At 41.1% G+C, this 19696-nt stretch carries 23 protein-coding genes and 1 pseudogene; 8 read left to right on the top strand and 16 right to left on the bottom strand.

The genetic code is table 11. The features are described from left to right. Positions 1–119 precede the first annotated feature (119 nt). The 8 genes from AC0VX7_RS10435 to AC0VX7_RS10400 all read right to left on the bottom strand — a co-directional run bounded on the left by AC0VX7_RS10435 (position 120) and on the right by AC0VX7_RS10400 (position 8084). Positions 120–1571 carry an aldehyde dehydrogenase family protein gene (locus tag AC0VX7_RS10435; protein WP_475427754.1) on the bottom strand — a complete coding sequence of 484 codons (1452 nt, stop codon included), beginning with the start codon at positions 1569–1571 and terminating at the stop codon, positions 120–122. After that, complete coding sequence (locus tag AC0VX7_RS10430) at positions 1565–3196, bottom strand: acetolactate synthase large subunit (RefSeq protein ID WP_475427753.1); 1632 nt, start codon at positions 3194–3196, stop codon at positions 1565–1567. Before AC0VX7_RS10430 ends, AC0VX7_RS10435 begins: the two co-directional genes overlap by 7 nt. Before the next feature lie 145 nt (positions 3197–3341). Further along, positions 3342–4118 (bottom strand): TerC family protein, encoded by a 777-nt coding sequence (locus AC0VX7_RS10425; RefSeq protein ID WP_475427752.1) that lies wholly within the window; start codon positions 4116–4118, stop codon positions 3342–3344. Positions 4119–4447: 329 nt separating this feature from the next. After that, entirely contained in the window at positions 4448–4705 is a 258-nt protein-coding gene (locus AC0VX7_RS10420; protein WP_475427751.1) for a hypothetical protein, read from the bottom strand. Between the two features lie 163 nt (positions 4706–4868). After that, positions 4869–5219, bottom strand: coding sequence for a hypothetical protein (locus AC0VX7_RS10415; RefSeq protein ID WP_475427750.1), 351 nt, complete (start codon positions 5217–5219; stop codon positions 4869–4871). Positions 5220–5236: 17 nt separating this feature from the next. Further along, the gene (locus tag AC0VX7_RS10410; RefSeq protein ID WP_475427749.1) at positions 5237–6097 is read right to left on the bottom strand and encodes a permease prefix domain 1-containing protein; all 861 of its coding nucleotides are present in this window, start codon (positions 6095–6097) and stop codon (positions 5237–5239) included. Then, on the bottom strand, positions 6075–6422 hold the full coding sequence (locus AC0VX7_RS10405; RefSeq protein ID WP_215030814.1) for a PadR family transcriptional regulator: 348 nt from the start codon (positions 6420–6422) through the stop codon (positions 6075–6077). The genes AC0VX7_RS10410 and AC0VX7_RS10405 overlap by 23 nt, the downstream gene beginning before the upstream one ends. Positions 6423–7847: 1425 nt before the next feature. Then, complete coding sequence (locus AC0VX7_RS10400) at positions 7848–8084, bottom strand: hypothetical protein (protein WP_475427748.1); 237 nt, start codon at positions 8082–8084, stop codon at positions 7848–7850. 251 nt (positions 8085–8335) lie between these two features. On the opposite strand from AC0VX7_RS10400, the gene AC0VX7_RS10395 reads away from it, so the two are divergent. Together AC0VX7_RS10395 and AC0VX7_RS10390 are read left to right on the top strand one after the other, a co-directional pair. Further along, complete coding sequence (locus AC0VX7_RS10395) at positions 8336–9628, top strand: TolB family protein (protein WP_475427747.1); 1293 nt, start codon at positions 8336–8338, stop codon at positions 9626–9628. A 1-nt stretch (position 9629) separates the two neighbouring features. Then, the gene (locus tag AC0VX7_RS10390; RefSeq protein WP_475427746.1) at positions 9630–9923 is read left to right on the top strand and encodes a hypothetical protein; all 294 of its coding nucleotides are present in this window, start codon (positions 9630–9632) and stop codon (positions 9921–9923) included. A gap of 127 nt (positions 9924–10050) precedes the next feature. Here AC0VX7_RS10390 and AC0VX7_RS10385 read toward each other — a convergent pair whose 3' ends face one another. Next, positions 10051–10245: a twin-arginine translocase TatA/TatE family subunit gene (locus AC0VX7_RS10385; RefSeq protein ID WP_475427745.1), complete on the bottom strand. Its 195-nt coding sequence runs from the start codon at positions 10243–10245 to the stop codon at positions 10051–10053. A 137-nt stretch (positions 10246–10382) separates the two neighbouring features. Here AC0VX7_RS10385 and AC0VX7_RS10380 point away from each other — a divergent pair, with 137 nt between their 5' ends. Further along, positions 10383–10901, top strand: a complete 519-nt coding sequence (locus AC0VX7_RS10380; RefSeq protein WP_475427744.1) for a DUF2202 domain-containing protein — start codon at positions 10383–10385, stop codon at positions 10899–10901. A 143-nt stretch (positions 10902–11044) separates the two neighbouring features. Here the strand turns inward: AC0VX7_RS10380 and AC0VX7_RS10375 are convergent, their stop codons facing one another. Beyond that, positions 11045–11218 (bottom strand): hypothetical protein, encoded by a 174-nt coding sequence (locus tag AC0VX7_RS10375; protein WP_475427743.1) that lies wholly within the window; start codon positions 11216–11218, stop codon positions 11045–11047. A gap of 349 nt (positions 11219–11567) precedes the next feature. Between AC0VX7_RS10375 and cspC the strand changes: the two genes are divergently transcribed. Further along, positions 11568–11768: a cold shock protein CspC gene (cspC, locus tag AC0VX7_RS10370; protein WP_010331195.1), complete on the top strand. Its 201-nt coding sequence runs from the start codon at positions 11568–11570 to the stop codon at positions 11766–11768. Positions 11769–11851: 83 nt separating this feature from the next. Here cspC and AC0VX7_RS10365 read toward each other — a convergent pair whose 3' ends face one another. After that, on the bottom strand, positions 11852–12037 hold the full coding sequence (locus AC0VX7_RS10365) for a manganese catalase family protein (protein WP_475428130.1): 186 nt from the start codon (positions 12035–12037) through the stop codon (positions 11852–11854). Positions 12038–12097: 60 nt separating this feature from the next. Further along, positions 12098–13507 carry a Na+/H+ antiporter NhaC gene (gene nhaC / locus AC0VX7_RS10360; protein WP_475428129.1) on the bottom strand — a complete coding sequence of 470 codons (1410 nt, stop codon included), beginning with the start codon at positions 13505–13507 and terminating at the stop codon, positions 12098–12100. A 158-nt stretch (positions 13508–13665) separates the two neighbouring features. Between nhaC and AC0VX7_RS10355 the strand changes: the two genes are divergently transcribed. Then, the gene (locus AC0VX7_RS10355; RefSeq protein ID WP_475427742.1) at positions 13666–14487 is read left to right on the top strand and encodes a DODA-type extradiol aromatic ring-opening family dioxygenase; all 822 of its coding nucleotides are present in this window, start codon (positions 13666–13668) and stop codon (positions 14485–14487) included. 9 nt (positions 14488–14496) lie between these two features. Here the strand turns inward: AC0VX7_RS10355 and AC0VX7_RS10350 are convergent, their stop codons facing one another. Both AC0VX7_RS10350 and AC0VX7_RS10345 read right to left on the bottom strand, forming a co-directional pair. Beyond that, positions 14497–14724 (bottom strand): hypothetical protein, encoded by a 228-nt coding sequence (locus AC0VX7_RS10350; protein ID WP_475427741.1) that lies wholly within the window; start codon positions 14722–14724, stop codon positions 14497–14499. Between the two features lie 351 nt (positions 14725–15075). After that, positions 15076–16413, bottom strand: a complete 1338-nt coding sequence (locus AC0VX7_RS10345; protein ID WP_475427740.1) for a S8 family serine peptidase — start codon at positions 16411–16413, stop codon at positions 15076–15078. Positions 16414–16730: 317 nt separating this feature from the next. Between AC0VX7_RS10345 and AC0VX7_RS10340 the strand changes: the two genes are divergently transcribed. The 3 genes from AC0VX7_RS10340 (at position 16731) to AC0VX7_RS10330 (ending at position 18016) form a co-directional block, all read left to right on the top strand. After that, the gene (locus tag AC0VX7_RS10340; RefSeq protein WP_475427739.1) at positions 16731–16934 is read left to right on the top strand and encodes a hypothetical protein; all 204 of its coding nucleotides are present in this window, start codon (positions 16731–16733) and stop codon (positions 16932–16934) included. Next, positions 16915–17574 carry a PIG-L deacetylase family protein gene (locus AC0VX7_RS10335; RefSeq protein ID WP_475427738.1) on the top strand — a complete coding sequence of 220 codons (660 nt, stop codon included), beginning with the start codon at positions 16915–16917 and terminating at the stop codon, positions 17572–17574. The genes AC0VX7_RS10340 and AC0VX7_RS10335 overlap by 20 nt, the downstream gene beginning before the upstream one ends. 169 nt (positions 17575–17743) lie before the next feature. After that, positions 17744–18016 (top strand): hypothetical protein, encoded by a 273-nt coding sequence (locus AC0VX7_RS10330; protein WP_475427737.1) that lies wholly within the window; start codon positions 17744–17746, stop codon positions 18014–18016. A 116-nt stretch (positions 18017–18132) separates the two neighbouring features. Here the strand turns inward: AC0VX7_RS10330 and AC0VX7_RS10325 are convergent. Continuing rightward, a pseudogene (locus AC0VX7_RS10325) lies at positions 18133–18475 on the bottom strand (nuclear transport factor 2 family protein). Positions 18476–18572: 97 nt separating this feature from the next. Further along, complete coding sequence (locus AC0VX7_RS10320) at positions 18573–19676, bottom strand: threonine synthase (RefSeq protein ID WP_475427736.1); 1104 nt, start codon at positions 19674–19676, stop codon at positions 18573–18575. Positions 19677–19696: the final 20 nt, after the last annotated feature.

Raw genomic sequence — 19696 nt, 5'->3', positions numbered from 1 at the left:
TATGAACCCGTTTTTATTAAGGAAAAATGGCATACGTCAATTCGTATGCCATTTCTTGTGCTAATTTAACACACTTTACTTCAAACCAGATCAGCAGTAACATCTGTAAAATTTTATTTTTACAACCTAACCCCAATAAATTTCATCTCAGTCATTTCATCCATCGCATACTTGACGCCTTCTCTACCTAGTCCGCTTAGTTTCACGCCGCCATATGGGTAATTGTCCTGCCGGTATACGGATGAGTCATTGATCCAGACTCCTCCCATTTCGAGGCTGTCTGCGACTCGATAAGCGCGGCTGATGTCTTTCGTAAATACGCCTGCCTGAAGTCCATAGATGGAGTCATTTGTATTTTCAACCGCTTCTTCTTCTGTTTTGAACGGCATCACGGCTACAATTGGGGCAAATGCTTCTTCTTTGACAACTTTTATGTCCTTTTTCACATTTGTGATGATCGTCGGATACATCATCGTACCCTTTCTTTTCCCACCAGTTTCAATAGTAGCTCCTTGTTCTCTTGCTTCTTCCACCCATTCCTGGATTCGTTTTGCGGCGTTTTCATCGATCATCGGGCCAAAATCTGTTCCTTCTTCCAACGGATCACCGATGTTCAGTTGATTCGTTGCTTCAATATACTTCTTGAGGAACTCGTCATAGATACCTTCCTGGACGTATATTCTTTGAGCGGAAACACAGACTTGTCCTGAATAACCGAAGGCTGCATTAACCAGCCTATCTACGGCATCATCAATATCGGCGTCCTCAAAGACGATATTCGGCGAGTTTGACCCGAGTTCCATTGTGACCTTTTTAAACCCGGCAGTGTCGCGAATGATTTTACCGACTGTCAAACTGCCGGTAAAAGTGATCTTTGGTACATCCTTATGCGGAACAAGAGTGGTTCCTGCCGTTTCACCGGTGCTCAGGACCAGGTTCAACGCTCCATCAGGCAACCCTGCCTCTTTTAAAAGCTTCGCAAGCATGTAGGCTGATACAGGCGTTTTTTCAGCTGGTTTAAAAATAACCGTATTCCCCGCTGCGATTGCCGGGGCAATCTTATGCAGCGATAAATTCAACGGGAAGTTAAATGGAGTGATGGCACCAATTACACCCATCGGAACCCGCTTCACCATTCCAATCCGATTGTTTCCGCGCAGCGCTGCATCCATCGGCAAGACTTCCCCTTCAGTATGCTTGGACAGCTCGCTTGAGAATCGGATCACCTGGATTGACCGCTTGATTTCCATCCGGCTGTGCTTGATCGGCTTACCCGCTTCGATCGCGATGATTTCAGCGAATTCATCCTCTCTTTGCTCCAGCAGATCAGCAGCCCGGCGAAGAATATCCGCCCGTTCATGGGCAGGCATCTTCTTCATCGTCTTATGGAAGGCCTGGCGGCTATTCTCAATAGCCTCATTCATAGCCTTTTCGTCAGCAAGGAACATTTCAGCAACGAGTTCGCCACTGAAAGGATTCCTCACCTCCATCGTTTCGGATTCACGGTCAATCTGTTCAGCACCATTGATGATCGACGCAATTTCCATGACTTCCCCACTAGTCTTTAGCATAATATTCCACCTAACCTTTCTGTCAGCTTCATATTTTCACTGTAGTCTACAGGGCAATCGATCAATACAGGCTTGTTCATTTCAGTCGCTTTCTTGATGGCATCCTTCAATTCCCCGGCTTCATTTATGCAAATCGCTTCAAAGCCATAGGATTGTGCCAGCTGGAGGAAATCCGGGTTGCCGAATTTGACATTCGAAGTTCTGTTGAATTCCCTGCGCTGATGCCATTCAATAAGGCCATAGCCGTCATCTCTCCATAAAAGGATGATGATTGGCAGGTTCAGCCTTTGAGCTGTTTCAAGCTCCGCACTCGACATTTGGAATGCACCGTCCCCTACTACCGCAACAACATTTCTTTCAGGATGGACCATTTTTGCGGCAATCGCACCAGGAACGGCAATTCCCATCGATGCCAATCCATTGGATATGAGACAGGTGTTAGGTTCGGCTGTATGGTACATCCTTGCCATCCACATTTTATGTGCTCCGACATCCGTGACGACGATATCCTCGTCGCTCATGACAGATCTTAAGTCGGAGATGATTTTTTGCGGCTTCACAGGGAAGCCTGTATCATCCGAATAGGACTGAAATTCATCAAGTGTTTTATCCCGTACATGTGATACCCACTTTTTATCGTTTTCCGATGATGAAATCACTTTTTCCAATTGCTTAAGGTTTTCGTTTATATCACCAATCACGCTGTGCTTCACTGGATAATTGGCATCTGTTTCCGCTTCCCTTGTATCGATATGCAGGATTGGTGTTTTGCCGCCAGGATTCCATTTTGCCGGCGGATATTCGGCGATGTCAAAACCGACAGCAATAATCAGATCGGATTGTTCAAATCCACATGTAATATAATCCTTGCCGCCTATTCCTGCTGTCAGCAGGCTCAAGTCATTTTTCCAGGAGATCGCCCCTTTGCCCATAAATGAATGGACGACAGGAATATCAGCTTTTTCCACTAGAGTTCGAAGGGTTCCTTCCGCCTCTCCTCTTTCAACGCCCATGCCAGCAAGGATCAGCGGGTGCTTTGCCTGCTCAATAAGCTTTGCAGCATCTTTGATAACACGTTCCCCTGCTTCCATTAATGTCGGCTCCATTACATCGAGAGGGCTGCCGTCTACTTCCATTGCCGCAATATCTTCTGGCAGGTCAATATGGGTTGCGCCAGGCTTCTCACCTTGCGCCACATCAAATGCCTTTCTGACAACCTCAGGAATGATTTCCGCCTTTTTTACCTGTGTATTCCACTTCGTCACCGGCTCGAAAATGGATACCAGGTCATAATATTGGTGTGAAATTTTATGCTGGCGGTCCAAGCCTGCCTGTCCAGTAATCGCAACGATTGGACTGTGGTCCATATTTGAATTAGCAACCCCTGTTAAAAGATTCGTCGCGCCTGGTCCAAGTGTCGCAAGGCAGACCCCCGGTTTCCCGGTTAGTCTTCCGTATGTCCCAGCCATAAAAGCGGCATTCGTTTCATGTCTTGTTACAATGAATTCAATGCTCGAATCGAGAAGAGCATCCATAATATCAAGGTTTTCCTCACCGGGAACACCGAAAATGTATTCAACACCCTCGCGTTCCAGACATTTAATCATCAATTCCGCTGCTTTCATATCAACACTCCTTTAAGTGGAATAATCCTTATAATGACTATTCCACGATGGAGTGTAGATAAACTTTTAGTAAAGAATGGAGGATTGGAGCAAAAAAAAGTGCGGCAATCCCTAATAGGATTACACGCACTTATTGCTTCATTCATTATAAAGAGTTGCCTTCACCCTCAGTTTTTTTCGCCGGAGCAAACCATCCGACTAGAGCAATTGTTATCAGCACTCCATAGAAGATTGTTGTCCAAAGTGTACTATGTGGGAAATCATGGTTAAGGATAGCGATATCTTCATGAGCCAAAGTAATGACTGCAAGCTTCACACCAACCCATGCCACGATTGCATACGCAGTCGTTTCCAATGCTGGACGCTGATCAAGCAGCTTAACGAACCATGTAGCTGCGTATTTAATCAAAATCAAACCAGCGATTCCGCCTAGAAGAACGACAATGAACTTTCCGCCGTCCATGCCGCCAAAATCTCCTAGCGGTGAGTCTGGTAGACCAAGCGCAAGAGCAACTGCCGCAAGAATTGAATCAATCGCAAACGCAAGGTCTGCTAAACCGATTTTACCAACAGTCGGCCAGAAGCCCATTCCTCTCGCTTCCTTCTCTTCTTCCTCACGAATATTTTCATTTTCCTTACCAAACTTAGCCTGGATGACATGCTTCAGTCCTAGGTAAAGCAAGTATGCTGCACCGATTGCCTGTACCTGCCAGACGTTTGCAATGAATGAAATAGCAAATAAAGCCCCAAACCTGAAGATAAACGCCATCATAATTCCATAATTTATTGCTTTTTTCTTCTGATCATCAGGTAAATGTTTCGCAATGATAGCCAGTACAAGTGCATTGTCAGCCGATAGCAAACCTTCAAGACCGATCAATATTAATAATGCCCAGGCATATTCAAGCCAAATTCCTTCCATAAACCTCTCTCCTTCCTCTTTCACAACTCTTATGTAAATGTCTCATTAACAATAGAATTACCCATAAAGCCTTACAAAATCCAAAGGAATATTACTGAGTTTCATTCTATGTCTTCTTCATTTACCTATTTCCATATACCTTTTAAAAGCACTAGATAAACTTACCAACAGATAAATGCTAGAGACTATAATACTCTATATTTTTTTAGGAAAATATTCAACATTTTTGTTCTTTTGAGAATCAAAAAATAAACAGACTTGCTTGTCCGTTTTGTTGGTCATATATAGCGTTCTGGTAACTCGCGGTAAAGTCGTATGAATGCCGGTAACTACTTTATACTTCTATTAATTTTTTCCTTTTGTTCCATTAATGCCAAGCTTATAGCCATAAGCAATAGGATCAAATGCGACGCAAAAAACACCAGGGAATAAATCGAATTTAACGCTAAGGCTATCGCTACAGATGAAGTTGCTAAGAAGATTAGGCCTACAATCGCTCTCCTTTGCCCTTTGGCTCTAGTTCTCATGATGAAAATACTTAGTGAAACTATTGTTAAAAAAGCTATGACTGAAAGCGTAAGCTGCATGGATCGTACCTCCCTTTCAGCTAGTCATTTTTTTACACCTCCCAATTATACCACTTTTTCCCGTAATGAAAATAAAAAAAACTGCCAATCCCGGCAGCTAATTAAAGATTTTCATTATTAAAAGCAAACGGAGTTGGGACTACTGTTTCCAGCCGTAACAGGTTTAACGCGAACCTTCCCATCCTTCCATCAATAATCTTAATATCATCGCACCATCATTTTTGACAACCTTGTATCTCACTTCATTACCAACACCATCTTCCGCCTTCCCTACGAATAAAACTTCCACTTTCTCATCCGGTTCAGTAGCAATGAAAGCGTAAGATGAACCATCATGTCGGAACATGCCTGTTCCGCCAGGACCGATTTCTTCAATAAAGTTCCTTTGTTGATCTGGAAGGCTCTCATAGCTTGCCATAATATATTTGATTTCTCCATCTCCAAAATCGGTCATTACGAACGCAACTAGCATGACTAATAAAAATGGGACAATTCCCCTCTTAAGTTCCTTCATTCTTACCTCCAAAGAAGTTAAAGTGATTGCCGATAAAACATCCGTGACACTTTTTGGCTAAAAATCGTGATTCCCTTGATGGATATCGTATGCTGCAGGAACGCGTACAAAAGGAAGACATTTATAAAAAGGACCGACCATTCACCGCTTGATTGAAACATTGCCAGAAATACACCAATTAAGAGCATCGCCCAATACTGGAAACTCGAGTTCAATATCCTTTTCCATACAGGGGTGTAATTGTTACTGGTGATGAATTGCATTGCAATAATTACATACCACATCATGTGGATTGTCACGAATTCAAACAGTCCGCCAGAACCAGTCAGCCTATTCCAATCCAAAGTGAATAAGTGGGCACCATATAGATCTAATGACAATGATGAACCGTACATTCTTTTAAAAAGCTGAAAGAAAAATACGTAGATGGCGATCAATCCGATAACAGACAGCCTCCAGTCCGACTGACGTTTGGCAATAAACCGATGAACAAGATAAGCTAAAACCAACGCTATAAGCGAGGCAGAGATAAAATATGGCTGAAAATAGGCACCTATTAATATCATTGGGCCAATCAAGCTGGCAATGATGCAAAGAATCCCAATCACACTTTCTTTCTGAATATGAGACTTGATAGCGCTTGGATAACTTTGATTCACTTCCATCTGGATCATTTGCATGTCCCCAAATTGCTCAAGAACACTTTGTATTGCCTCTGACTTTTCCATACCTTGTTTTTGCAAGGAGGAATAGTGGTCATATAAATGCTGAGTCCACTCTTCTTCCACTTCCCTTTTTTCCTCTTCCTCCAGATGTAAGTCTTGAACCAGCCTTTTGATATAGTCGTCGAATTGGTTAATTGATTCTCGTATTGACACTTCCATCACCTACAATTCGATGTACGACTTTCTTAAACATATTCCATTCTTGCTTTTGATCGGCCAAAGCTTTTTTTCCAGTTTTGGTGATCCGATAATATTTACGGCGCGGACCATCCTGGGAACTTACCCAGTAGCTTTCAACCATCCCAGATAGCTCCAGTTTTTTCAGCGCAGGATACAGTGTTCCTTCTTTATAGCTGAGATAACCTTCACTAACCTCGTGAACTTTCTCGGTAATTTCATACCCGTACATTTCTTTTTCCGAAAGCAGTGACAACAAAATCATACTAGTACTGCCTTTTAAAAGCTCAGTTTTACTCATGCATTGGCCTCCTCTATATCGGAATACTACTTACTAGGTATATCGTAACACTATATAGTGGTGGTCGCAATATAAAATTAGATTAATTTTCCAATTAATTTACGTTATTCTATTTTTAAATACTTATCAGTATCAGCTTTTGGTTGTGATCAGAAGTTATCACCGGGCTTGACTAGGTTGCCAGGTTAAGGGGACAGCTATCTTGACAGCTTTTCTAGATTTACACCGAAAGCCGTCATGATTCTTTCGGTTTCTTGACAGCTTTGGGCTTTGAACCCCGAAACCTGTCACAATAATCACGTTTTCTTGACAGCTTTGAGCTCTGAACTCGGAAACCTGTCACAATAATCACTTTTTCTTGACAGCTTTGGGCTCTCAACCCTGAAACTTGTCACAATAATCACATTTTCTTGACAGCCTTGGGCTCTGACCACTAAAACCTGTCACAATAATCACGTTTTCTTGACAGCTTTGAGCTCCAAACCCTGAAACCTGTCACAATAATCACATTTTCTTGACAGCTTTGGGCTCTGACCACTAAAACCTGTCACAATAATCACGTTTTCTTGACAGCTTTGGGCTCTGACCACTAAAACCTGTCACAATAATCACGTTTTCTTGACAGCTTTGAGCTCCCAACCCTGAAACCTGTCACAATAATCACGTTTTCTTGACAGCTTTGAGCTCCAAACCCTGAAACCTGTCTGAACTTTGACCAACTTCGGACAGCTTTTCCTGCTTTACCTCTAAACCTGTCCGAACTTGAAGCTACTTCTGACAGCTTTTCCTGCTTTACCCCTAAACCTGTCCGAACTTGAAGGTACTTCAGACAGCTTTTCCTGCTTTACCCCTAAACCTGTCCGAACTTGAAGCTACTTCTGACAGCTTTTCCTGCTTTACCTCTAAACCTATCCGAACTTGAAGCTACTTAAGACAGCTTTTCCTGCTTTACCTCTAAACCTGTCCGAACTTGAAGCTACTTCAGACAGCTTTTCCTGTTTTACCTCTAAACCTGTCCGAACTTGAAGCTACTTCAGACAGCTTTTCCTGCTTTACCCCTAAACCTGTCCGAACTTGAAGGTACTTCAGACAGCTTTTCCTGTTTTACCTCTAAACCTGTCCGAACTTGAAGCTACTTCAGACAGCTTTTCCTGTTTCCCCTTTAAACCTGTCGGAACTCGGGACTACTTCAGACAACTTTTCTCCTTCTCCCTCCTAACCTGTCTGAACTTTGGGCTACCTCTGACAGTTTTTCCTGTTTCCCTGAAACCTGTCACAATAACAGCGTTTTCTTGACAGCTTTGGGCTCTGAGCACCCAATATTGTCACAAGTCTTTCGTTTTCTTCCCAGCTCGAAGCTTTTCTGAAAGGCTCTACGCCCAATAAAAAAAGCTGCCACTTTTGACAGCCGTTACAGTACTAACATTAATATTCGTCTGGTTGGTCCTTAAAAGCTTCCCTATTTTTGAGTTTTGTTAACCTGTAATCATGGGCTTTTGATACGGATGAATGGGAGTGGTGCATGTTGTGTTTTCTTTCCTTTTTCCAGTCATGATCGTCTTCATCAAATTCATGGAGTAAATGAGCAGACCGCATTTCTTTTCTGGCAGTGATCACACGTTTCGATGGACGTCTTTTACCTGAATGAAACCTTTTATCCATCTCTGCACCCCCTGGTATTCTGCGGTTCCTTCCCTTTTATTTTACCATGGTTTAAATTGTCCTATTATGAACAACAGTTGAAATTTATTAAAGAAATTGTCAGTGGCTTGCCATGGTTGCTATGTCTTGTACAAAAACTTACTCCCTATGAAGATTTTATAATTTTTTCCTAAAAAACCCTTTTAAATAGTGTAATTTTACACTATATTGTATGTATGGTAAACATATCGATACTTTAAGGGGGATGACGAGTGAATAGAAAGAACACTATATTGGGTGCAATTGCTTTTGTTGCTTTGTTGTTGATTTCAAGCATTAGTTATATGTTGTTGGCCGACCGGGATGCTTATAAATATTATACTGGTCTTGGAAGTGGGTTAGCTATCTCTGAAGATGATCAGCTCATCGCCTTTTCCTATTTTAATAATGGGAATTCTGCAATCTATACAGCGGGACATGATGGCAGTGATGTTAAAAGAGTAAGCAACCCTGAACGGGTTTATCACCTGAATCCTCAGTTTTCACCAGATGGGAGCAAGATTTTATATTTATCACAGGACAGTAACCATATTAAATCGCTTTACATAGCAAATGAGGATGGCACTAATCCAAAAAAACTTTCTAATCATTCTCAGCACATTTCTGGAGCTGTCTTTTCTGATGACAACGAAACGATTTTCTTCGCAAGCATGCCTGCAGAAGAGTTTAAGAAGACTGAGGGGGAAACTCAGGAGGGCTTTGACCTTTTTTCCGTTAAAATTGATGGCTCACAAATGGAGCAGTTAACTGATAGAGACTTCTATACAATGGATAGCCTTGTCTTTTCTGCTGAAAAAAAGGAAATTCTCTTCAAGGATTTTGACGATATAAATGCGTTTGACCTTGAGGATCGACGGGTGTATACAGCAGATTTTAGCGGTGAAATACCAACAGATTTTTTTCATCTCACGCTTTCGCCTAAGCTTAATGCTTTAGCTTATACGACGATCACTGAGGAATCAAAGGACACTTCCCTGTTTGAATACGATTTATTTCTGAAAGGTTTGCAAGATGGAGACACCAAAAGACTCACCGACTTGAATTCATCTGTCGTTTCTCCGGTCTTTTTTAACGAGAAAAATGAAATTCTCTTCCTGGAATATATAAATTGGCCGCAAGAACCAGAGGAATATAAGTTGAGGGCAGTAGACATAGAAACCAAGAAGTTAAAGGAACTTAGGCTTGAAATGCCGGATCTTGAATCCAGCAACTTTGTCATGAAGGCCATCGATTACTCAGTCAACAGTTGGACAGTTGGCCTGTTATATACAGTGCTGTTAATGCTTATAACTGTTTACGTCAGAAAAGAAAAAGTGTTTTTGCCGTCGTTAATCAGCCTGGCAATTGGGTTATTGACATTAGCGGCAAGCTTTGTTGTGGCTGTCACGGTAGATCCTTGGGCAGGAATTGGTGTCGGTATGCTGGCAGCCAGTTTACTAGTTTGTAAGATCGTTCTATTCATTTTTGCCTTTGCCATGAAGCTTTTAAGAAAAGGAGCAAGATAAAATGCCAGAATCAGTCGGAATGATTTTGACACTCTTAATGAATATTGCTCTTTTTGGGGTTGCGAATTATTTTGCAGTGAAGCATTCAGCGAGAAATATTAAAAGACGAATTATTGCCGGATTGGTCTTCCTCCTGTTTACACCAGTAATTTTTCTCAGCACTCTCTACCTCGGTTTTACATGGGATGACTCGGGATGGGGGGCAGGAATCCTAACTGTAATTTATACTGGGTTGTATATATTTAATGGACTCATCCTGCTGTTGTCCTCCATTCACATTTATTTCAGGAAATAGATGTTCAAGGCTGTCCGATGATAAATGATCGGACAGTTTTTTTTCGAAAAGGCTCTTTTCTGAAACTTTGTTGCTATTTGATTACAGCCTTCGAAAAAGAACAAAAAGCTGCCAGTGGCAGCTTCAATTAACTCTTTTTATCTTGTTCGTTTTCCTTGATTTCCTTCTTAACATCATCAGCGAGTCCATTCGTCGCGTTCTTGAATTCTCTCATCGACTTGCCGACTGCCCGTCCGATTTCCGGGAGTTTGTTTGGCCCAAAAATGATCAGCGCAATTACGAGAATCAGGATTAATCCTGGAAACCCTATATTTGAAAACATTGTATCTCTCCTATTGAAAAAAGTTACGTCTATTATATCGAATCATCTCTACAAATTAAACCCATAGCGTTTTATGAATCAAATTCGCCTCAATGAAGACAATAAGATTGATCATTTTACATAAGGGGTGTTTAAGAATGAAGTCAAAATTAATCCAAGTAGTAGCCTGCCTGTTTTTATTCATGAGTATTTCGGGAGCTGCCCAGGCGCAAACTGAGGTGCCTGCTGACTTTGGTGCTAAAGGTGCACTGAAGGATTCCTCGATTACATTGGATGAAGCTTTAGTATATGCCATCCAGGACGAATACCTTGCACAGGCTCGTTACGACGCTGTCATCGGAAAATTCGGCAACATTAGGCCATTCAGCAATATCAAGGCGGCGGAGCAGCAACATATCAGTGCCCTCCTTACGATATTTCAGAAGTACGACAAACAAATTCCCGAAGACAGTGCCAAACAATATGTTTCAGCACCTGGAACATTAAAGGAAGCTTTTAATGAAGGAGTTCAGGCCGAAATCGATAATATTGCGATGTATGATAAATTAAAAACGATTCCCTCCCTGCCGGAGGATGTAAAAATGGTATTTACCCAATTAGGAAATGCTTCAAAAAACCATCTAAGAGCCTTCCAAAGAGGTGCCGGACGAAATTAAAATAAAACCAATGTTGAATAACAACTTAATGATCCTTCTAACTGGATCAAAAATTGTAAAGACGCTTGGATATTGGAGTCCAAGCGTTATCTTTTTATAATGCCTCGTTAAACCTTTAGTTTCATATAATTTGCCTAAAAGACTTACCTAGTCAACACATAATATATAACGTAAAACCAACTAAAAAACCCGTGAATTATTGCCCAGAGTACTGATTTATGAATACTCCAAGATATTGTAATGGCCAAAGCAGAACCAAAAGTAATTGCACTTCCAGAACCAGGAACGTTAAATCTTTTTTCTTTCCTTTCTTTCATACCCCATCCCCCAGTCTATGTATGGATCTATTTATCTTTTCTATATGTTGATATTTATTCTCCATTTAGAAGGTTATTCTCTTCAACTACAATAATCATCTTGTTCTCCCCCAACGCCACCGTTTGTTCCCTAACAAACACTAATGCACCTTGCATTTCAACACTAATATAACTAAAGTTTTTTTGCTTAAGTCAATATGATTTGCAATTTCTTCTGTTTCTTGTTATGATGAATAAGAATTATTTTTGTTCGGTGTAAAGGATAGTATAAGTTTTGACTTTTCGTCTTGATGATCACTTTGGGCAAGGATAGTAATAAGTTGTGCGATAGCACTAGGAGGCAACAAAAATGGAACAAGGTACAGTGAAATGGTTTAACGCAGAAAAAGGTTTCGGCTTCATCGAACGTGAAAATGGAGACGACGTATTCGTACACTTCTCTGCTATCCAAAGTGAAGGCTTCAAGTCTTTAGATGAAGGTCAAAAAGTAACATTTGACGTTGAGCAAGGTGCTCGTGGAGCTCAAGCTGCTAACGTTCAAAAAGCATAATCATAATTGATTAGACAAACAGGCTCTTTAAATAGAGCCTGTTTTTTTGATTTCCTGTATCATGCTCAATAAAAAAACACTGGTCATTTTTTTGGAAACAATTCCCTCCGTCCAGTGATCCAGCAGCAAATCTCGATATTTCTTTTCACCGCGGCAATTCCCCCCATCCCATTCATCTCGCCATATTGTTCACCGCGAATCTCCTGAAGCTTTTTCGCATATACAGAATCCGGACGGTCCAGCTTTGCATGGTATTGTAGTTCTTTAATATGATAGAAAATTTGTTATGAAGCAAAAAGAGCAGTACCCTATTGGGACTGCCCTCTTAACTATGAAGCTTTCCTTACAGATTCTGTTGTCGAACTCTCCTTCTTCACAAACTCCAGTTTAAAACCGAACAATGCAAAGATGATTGATAATATCGGTACTGTGAAGTTCAGTACTGCATATGGTGCGTATTCGAATGGATGTACTGACAAGGCTGAAATAATGAACACGGCGCAAGTATTCCAGGGCACTAGTGGTGATGTTACCGTGCCTCCATCCTCTACAGCACGGGATAGGTTTTTCGAATGAAGCCCTTTGTCATCGTATGCTTTTTTATACATTCGTCCTGGTAAAAGGATAGACAGGTATTGTTCCCCAGCTGCAACATTTGTTAAAAATGAAGTTGCAATCGTTGAGATCACCAAGCTTCGAGCGGTCCGGGCCAGCTTCAATATTTTCTCTACGATTGACTGAAGCATACCCGTTTGCTCCATTACACCTGCAAATGCCATCGCTATAAGAGCCAGGGAAACAGTATACATCATATCCTGAATTCCGCCTCTGCTGAAAAGCTCGTCGACAGAAGCGTTCCCTGTTTCGATCGTAAAACCGTTTTGAAGTGTATTAACCGCATCAGCTATCGCGCCACCTTGTACGGTGAACTGGGTAATCCATCCGAGGAATACTCCTACGATTAGGGCTGGAAGTGCTGGGATCTTAAAGGCAACCAATAAAATGACCGCCGCTGGAACTAGCAATAACCATGGTGATATCACAAAATTTGATTGAATCACATTCATGATTTCAAGAATTTGTTGATTATCCACTCCTGCATTGCTAAAATCCCTGCCAAGATACCAATAGACGCCCAGAGCAATCAAAAAGGCGGGCACTGTCGTATAAACCATATGGCGAATATGGGCAAACAGATCTGTTCCCGTGATTCCTGCCGCCAGATTGGTTGTATCGGACAATGGCGACATTTTATCCCCAAAATAAGAACCTGAAATGATCGCCCCTGCTACCATTGGTGCTGGGATGCCCATGCTCATGCCGATTCCCATACCCGCAACACCAATCGTACCCATTGTAGACCATGAACTTCCTATAGCCAGAGTAATCAGTGCCGTGATTATACTTATTGATACAAGGAACATGGAAGGACTCATTATTTTCAGGCCATAGTATACCATCGTTGCTACAACTCCCCCGCCAATCCATGAACCGATGATCATCCCAACTGTGATTATGATCAGAATTGCCGGTAAAGCCATTTTAATTCCTTTATATATACCTTCTTCGATAAAATTCCACTTAAAGCCTGCAAACCAGGCAACAAGACCTGCCACCACCGTTCCAATAATCAACGGAATATGCGGGTCTCCTTCAAATTTTACAATCGTTACTGCCATTGAAACTACCATAACTAACAAAGGGATGATAGCAAGTCCAAATGGCACTTTCCTCTCGATACTTTTCCCCATTTGTTTTCCTCCTTGCTGTCTCGTTAACTGTCTTTACCCTCAAATCAAGACAGTTAGACAAGCAAGAATTTGGAAACTCCTAGAATAAAAAGAAGGAATCTTTATCATCGGTATCTAATTATCTTTTGTAAAAGGAGGTCGTAACCTTGAATCCATTTGTCTTTGCGTGTATTGCCCCTCACGGTGGTGAGATTATTCCTGAATTGCAAGGATCCAATCCCAATCGGATGGCTGTCACAAGAAAAAGTTTGGAGAGGCTTGGACAGCAAATGGATGAAGCCAAACCAGATTGTATTGTTGTTCTTACTCCTCATGGAACGAGAATCAATGGCCGATTTTCCATAACTGATTCAGAACGTCTGAAGGGAAGCTGGAGTGAGAACGAGGCAACTTTCATGATGGAAAAACGAGTAGCGCGGGATTTAGCTAGAAAAATTAATGAGGAAGCGATAAAAAACGGACAGCCAACTTCGACAATAAATTTCGGAACAGCTGCAGGTCCGATTTCTTGCCTGCCACTGGATTGGGGTGCTATCGTCCCTCTCCGTTTCATGCCTGATGTTCCCGTTGTCGTGATCACACCAGCAAGAGATCTTTCCTTCCAACAGCATATTGAATTCGGAAAATCACTTCGTACAGCAGTGGCTCAATACGATAAGAAAGTCGGATTGATAGCCAGCTGTGATTGGGCTCATGCTCATGATGAAAAAGGCCCTTATGGGTTTGATCCAGCAGCTAAAGAACTCGATGAACAAGCGGTTGAGTTGATAAAAACAAATCAACTCGAAAAAATGGCAGACTTCGATACCGATTTCATTGAAGCCGCAAAACCAGACGGAATCTGGCAAACCCTTATCCTTGCTGGCGCCATCCCACCAGAGGATAGAATAATACAATTTCTATCTTATGAAGCACCTACATACTTTGGGTTGATTTGTGCAGGGATTTTAGCAAAAAGAAAAATCTAGTATTGATAACTAGATTTTCTCACTTATATCTTCTTTAACTAACTCAATAAGGTCTTCGGAAAGGGTTGCAGGAAGGGATGTGCCATTTTCAAGAACCCAGGCATTCATTAATTCAAGATCGGATTTTTGAAAGGTTAACATATAGTCTTTTTCTTCATAGGTAATTTCAGCGGTTACATGCTCTTCACCATATGATTCATGATCACTGTACATGTCTTTGATCGAATAGGGCTTCATAGGATAACTCCTTTGCAAGATGTTTTGTTACTAAAAAAATACCCAAAATAGAGGATGTTTAACATGGTGACTGAGAATCTATTTACCTTTTTACCGATAGTACCACTGTTTTTTACTATAGCTCCATTCATATTCGTAGTTTGGTTCCTGCTCAAATTCCTCAAAATTCAGAAGGAGAGAAACGAAATTCTAAGAACTATTTCGTATAAGCTGGACGATCTTAAGAAATAGAGATAAACATACTCACTTGTATTTTCCTCAACTTGAATCAAATTATGAATATGAAAAACTTTGCTGCTCAGAAAATGGTATAAAGAAAGCTGAAGCAGTTACGCTTCAGCTTTCTTCGTTTTATTGCAATGCATTAAAAACGTTCACAAGTCCATGGCCAAAATATTCGTCATGTCCAGGTTTCCCTAAATCTTCAGCAGTTCTTTGCAGGTGTGTTGAAATCTGCTGAGCTGACAAATGAGGAAACTGCGACTTTACAAGAGCAGCAGCTGCAGTTACTTTAGGAGCAGCCATACTTGTTCCGATTTTCCAGCCGTACGAACCTTGAGAAACCGGAATGGTTGATAAAGTCCGCGCTTCAAGATCCCTCTGGGATGTATCTCCGGCTTCATTCGGCCAGTTAGGACCATAATCTCCGCCTGGTGAAGCAAGGTTCACATTGGATGATCCATAATTCGAATAATAGGCTAAAGTGTCACGGTTTGTTGATGAAGATACACCAATGACACCTGGAATGCTGGTAAAGGTGTCAAACAGTGGACCGTCATATACTTTGCCAGTCCCTTTCTCGGTTTCCATCCTTTTTCCTAGATCCATTCCATTGTTGCCATTCGCTCCAATGATCAGCATGCCCTTCTTCAGAGCATATTGCACAGCGCGTTGAGATGACAGGTGAAGCGCGCGGTCCTGCTTATCATTCATAATGCTGTAAGTTCCTAGGCTTAAATTCGCTGATACGGCTCCATCATCAGCAGCAGTAGTGATCGCCGATAAGATTCCAGTCCAGTTCATCCGACCCTGATTATTAGATACACGATAGGAAGCAATCGCAAGCTCTGGTCCTACTCCCATCACTCTTCCGTTAGCCGCAATAGTTCCGGCTACGTGTGTACCATGAGATCCTGCATCTTCAAATGCATCTTCAGGTTGTGCTCCAGGAAAGAAAGCCTTGCCGAATACCAGGTTCTCTTTCAAATCAGGATGGCTAAAATCTACACCAGTATCGATTACCGCAACAAGCGTTTCCTTGTTCCCAGCATTAATTGACCAGGACTTTCCATTTTGAGTCACTCGTTTAACATCCCATTGATACTGTTCGTACAGATCAGCGCTTTCATGGGATACCGTTCCACTCTCATGAAGGCTTAAGGCTGACCCTTCTTCTTCGTTAGAACGGATTTCTAAATCCTCGGAAACAGCAAGAAAATGTGAGTTTCCTTCCAGCTTTTCAAGAAACTCGGAATCGTACGACCTGACGTTCACAACGCCAATTTGTGAAGCGTCCATTAAAATTTCAGCACCAGAATCCTTAAGAAATTGCAGAGAGGCAGTGTCAGTTTGATCTGATTTTAACACTACAATGTAATCCTTCCCGACCGATTCCTGTGCAGTTGCCGGAAACTGGCCTGTCCCCAAAGCTAGCAGGAAAACAGTCAAAAGCAATAAAATCTTTTTCATAACATCCTCCTTCGAATCTCGAAATATATACAGTTTAATTATAAAAACTGTTGCATGATTATGTAATTGGGCGAAAGAAGTGTTTTCGAAATAAAAGAGAAGAAAAAGGTTACATTGGTATTGGTATGGAAGACCCAGGGTGTACATCAAGTTCTTATGGTAAATGATTTTTATAAATTAGTATAGGTTTATGAACAAGTTGATTTAGTTTACATAATAATTTTATGTTATTCTACACATTTCAATTTAACATAGTCGTAATGAATCATAAGAAAGCTCATATACTAGATTAATAGTCTTTCTAAAGGAGTAATCTTATGAAAAAATGGAAAAAACCTTTGTTTATTGTGTTGCTTTCCACTGTAGCCCTGTTCGGAGTGTTGATTGCTGGAGCAATTATTTATGCTAACTTTTATGTGAATGATGAGAATATCCATGTTTCGGAGGAGCTTTTTCCTGAAGGTGCACCGCAAAAGATTATGGCCATCTTTGCTCATCCTGATGATGAAATTATTAAATAAAGATAAAGATGTTACCTCTGTTCTCGCTACTTTTACCAGAGGCGAAGCCGGCGGAACAGGAGGACTTGTCCCTAAAGAAAAACTGGGGGAAATACGGACTAAAGAATTGGAGAAAGCAGCAGAAATCCTCAATATCGACCATCTTGAAGTCTATGATTTTCCAGACAGTGGCCTAGTTGATGCAGATCATGAGGCAATCAAACAAACCATCAGAGAATTAATTCATCAATATAAGCCCACAACCGTCATTACCTACGATGATATAGTCGGGCTATACGGACATCCTGACCATGTCGTGATGAGCAAGTTGACAAAAGAAGTCGTTACGGAGGAAATGGAAAAAGAAGATTCTCATGTGAAACGACTCTATTTCGCCACCCTTCCCAAGCCAATGATTGACCTTGCACTCAAGCTCTCCCCTACTTTTAAAGAAAGATACCCGCGGGATAAGGGGTTGCCGGAACCAACAATCGCCTTCCCGATGGCATCCGAAGCATCCGCACGCAAACAAGTCCTGCTTGCACATGAAACACAATGGAAGACCGTAGCAAGCGTCCAGCCCTACCATGACAAAGTCCCATCATGGATTTATTACCGAATCTTCGATAGGGAGTACTATCATCTGGTTAAATCTAAATAAACAGAAGCCCTTATCTCAACACGGCAAGTGGTCAGGTCCAGAGTATTCCACTGAATCAGAATGTGGCTGTCTTTTAACCATGAAAGAATCTTATACAATAAAAAATACAGCATTCACCATGTGTTAAATTATGGTAGAATTAAAGTATAATGTATAAAGGAGAATGTGCGTGGGTGTTATCATCACTATAATAGGAATGCTCCTTCTTGCTCTATTTGTCTATTTTCTCAACAAAAATAAAGAAGTGGATGAACAGGGACTAACCCTTAAACTGATAGGTTACTATACCCTAGGAATTTTTAATCTCAAAATAAATGGGCTCCTAATTCCTCTTGGCTTTATTATTTCACTTTTTATGAAGCCAGTAACAAATAAAAAAGTAAAAAGGATATCCAGTGTAGCCGGACTAATTGTTATGCTTATATTCAATTTATTTCAATAACTTGTTCCAATTAAGCTGCTCAACAATTGGGCAGTTTTTTTATTTCGCTTATACAAATTTAACTCATTGTTAACTTATTGCAATTGGCGTATTTTCTCTATAACTCAATAAGCAATTTAATCCCCAGTTTTGGTCCCTTGATGAAATACCATCTTCCATCCGCTTTCATGTCGCTTCCATATCGAACTTCGTAAGGAATGTTGGTTACTCATAGAAAATTCGGTATGTCTCAAATACAATATCATCAGCTAAGAAACGAACCTCAAAATTACTCAATTTCATTTTAACGACCCTATTCCCTATTCAGCAATCTCCTTATTCTTATACAAAATCCTGCCTGAACTTCCAATTTCAAAGAAATCATCAGCCAATAGTTTTTTCAGTTCAGCTCCTGATGAACGTACTTTCCGGCTTTAATAAATTCTCCTCTAACTGTTTTATATGTACCTTTAAATCCATTTTGGAATGTCGCCTTTACAACGACCTGTAATCTAATTCAACAAGAAAGAGCACTAATCCTCTGAGATTAATGCTCCAATTAAGCTAGACTACTGATTTATTTAGATTTAATCCCTGCACCGCAAAGTGGTATGATCACTTTTTCTCCTAGTAACTTTTTATATTTTAAATAGCCTGCATAGTTAGCCGCTGTTGTTACTTCCACATGAAATCCTTTATCTGCTAGTAAGGTCCGGGCATTTAGGATTTCATCCTCTTCAACTGCGATAAATTCCCCATCCGTATCACGCACAGCCGTTAAAATCTGCTGTGATCTTGCTGGTGCTGCGATCGCAATACCTTCTGCTAAAGTCCCTTTATTGGCCACAGCTTCTGCAGACGTCTTTCCATTATTGTAAGCATTCACAAGAGGTGCACAGTTTGCTGCCTGAATCGCAATAATCTTTGGCATTTTGTCTATCATTCTGTTTTGATATAACTCTTTGAAACCATAATATGCACCAAGCAGCAACGTTCCATTTCCAACCGGGATGATTAACGAATCAGGGCCGCCTTTTAATTGCTCAAAAACTTCGTAGGCATAAGTTTTTGTTCCTTCATAGAAGTAAGGATTGTATACATGACTGGCGTAGAAAGCTTTTTCTTCCTCAACTGCCTTTTGTGCAGCCTCTGCAATGTCCTCTCGCGTTCCCACAATTTCCTTAATCGTTGCACCATGAGCTTTTACCTGGGCAACCTTCTTTGGCGATGTTGCATTGCTTAAATATATGTCACATGCAATGTTGCAGCGTGCTGCATACGCCGCAATCGAGGTTCCGGCATTACCACTGCTATCAGCAATAACCTTCGTAACACCCAACTCTTTCGCCTTTGTCATTAATACAGCGGCCCCACGGTCTTTGAACGAAAGCGTAGGCATCATATAATCCACTTTTACATAGGTATCTGGCTCTTTCGGATCCAGCACAATTAAAGGTGATTGGCCCTCTCCCATTGTGACATGTTCCCAAGTCTTAGAATCTTTTGCAAAGGGCATTGTTTCAAAATAACGCCATAACGTGTTCGGATACTTAGTCCAGGCTGACACATCAATTTTAGGTGAATCTTTTTTTAAGTCTAATAGACCGCCGCAATCACATTTCCAAATCGCCGGTATAATCTCATGTGTTTCCCCGCAACTATTGCAAATATATTTTTCCAAAATGGCATCGTTCCTTCCTG

The organism is Mesobacillus sp. QJM3NY_10 (genome assembly GCF_056173465.1).
Note: the sequence above shows the minus strand (reverse complement) of the source record. Positions and strands in the feature narration are given on the sequence as shown.

Bases quoted from the DNA above. Each gene is read 5' to 3' on its own strand.
- AC0VX7_RS10435 (WP_475427754.1), bottom strand. From the start codon at position 1,571: ATGCTAAAGACTAGTGGGGAAGTCATGGAAATTGCGTCGATCATCAAT.
- AC0VX7_RS10430 (WP_475427753.1), bottom strand. From the start codon at position 3,196: ATGAAAGCAGCGGAATTGATGATTAAATGTCTGGAACGCGAGGGTGTT.
- AC0VX7_RS10425 (WP_475427752.1), bottom strand. From the start codon at position 4,118: ATGGAAGGAATTTGGCTTGAATATGCCTGGGCATTATTAATATTGATC.
- AC0VX7_RS10420 (WP_475427751.1), bottom strand. From the start codon at position 4,705: ATGCAGCTTACGCTTTCAGTCATAGCTTTTTTAACAATAGTTTCACTA.
- AC0VX7_RS10415 (WP_475427750.1), bottom strand. From the start codon at position 5,219: ATGAAGGAACTTAAGAGGGGAATTGTCCCATTTTTATTAGTCATGCTA.
- AC0VX7_RS10405 (WP_215030814.1), bottom strand. From the start codon at position 6,422: ATGAGTAAAACTGAGCTTTTAAAAGGCAGTACTAGTATGATTTTGTTG.
- AC0VX7_RS10400 (WP_475427748.1), bottom strand. From the start codon at position 8,084: ATGGATAAAAGGTTTCATTCAGGTAAAAGACGTCCATCGAAACGTGTG.
- AC0VX7_RS10390 (WP_475427746.1), top strand. From the start codon at position 9,630: ATGCCAGAATCAGTCGGAATGATTTTGACACTCTTAATGAATATTGCT.
- AC0VX7_RS10385 (WP_475427745.1), bottom strand. From the start codon at position 10,245: ATGTTTTCAAATATAGGGTTTCCAGGATTAATCCTGATTCTCGTAATT.
- AC0VX7_RS10380 (WP_475427744.1), top strand. From the start codon at position 10,383: ATGAAGTCAAAATTAATCCAAGTAGTAGCCTGCCTGTTTTTATTCATG.
- AC0VX7_RS10375 (WP_475427743.1), bottom strand. From the start codon at position 11,218: ATGAAAGAAAGGAAAGAAAAAAGATTTAACGTTCCTGGTTCTGGAAGT.
- cspC (WP_010331195.1), top strand. From the start codon at position 11,568: ATGGAACAAGGTACAGTGAAATGGTTTAACGCAGAAAAAGGTTTCGGC.
- AC0VX7_RS10350 (WP_475427741.1), bottom strand. From the start codon at position 14,724: ATGAAGCCCTATTCGATCAAAGACATGTACAGTGATCATGAATCATAT.
- AC0VX7_RS10345 (WP_475427740.1), bottom strand. From the start codon at position 16,413: ATGAAAAAGATTTTATTGCTTTTGACTGTTTTCCTGCTAGCTTTGGGG.
- AC0VX7_RS10340 (WP_475427739.1), top strand. From the start codon at position 16,731: ATGAAAAAATGGAAAAAACCTTTGTTTATTGTGTTGCTTTCCACTGTA.
- AC0VX7_RS10335 (WP_475427738.1), top strand. From the start codon at position 16,915: ATGATGAAATTATTAAATAAAGATAAAGATGTTACCTCTGTTCTCGCT.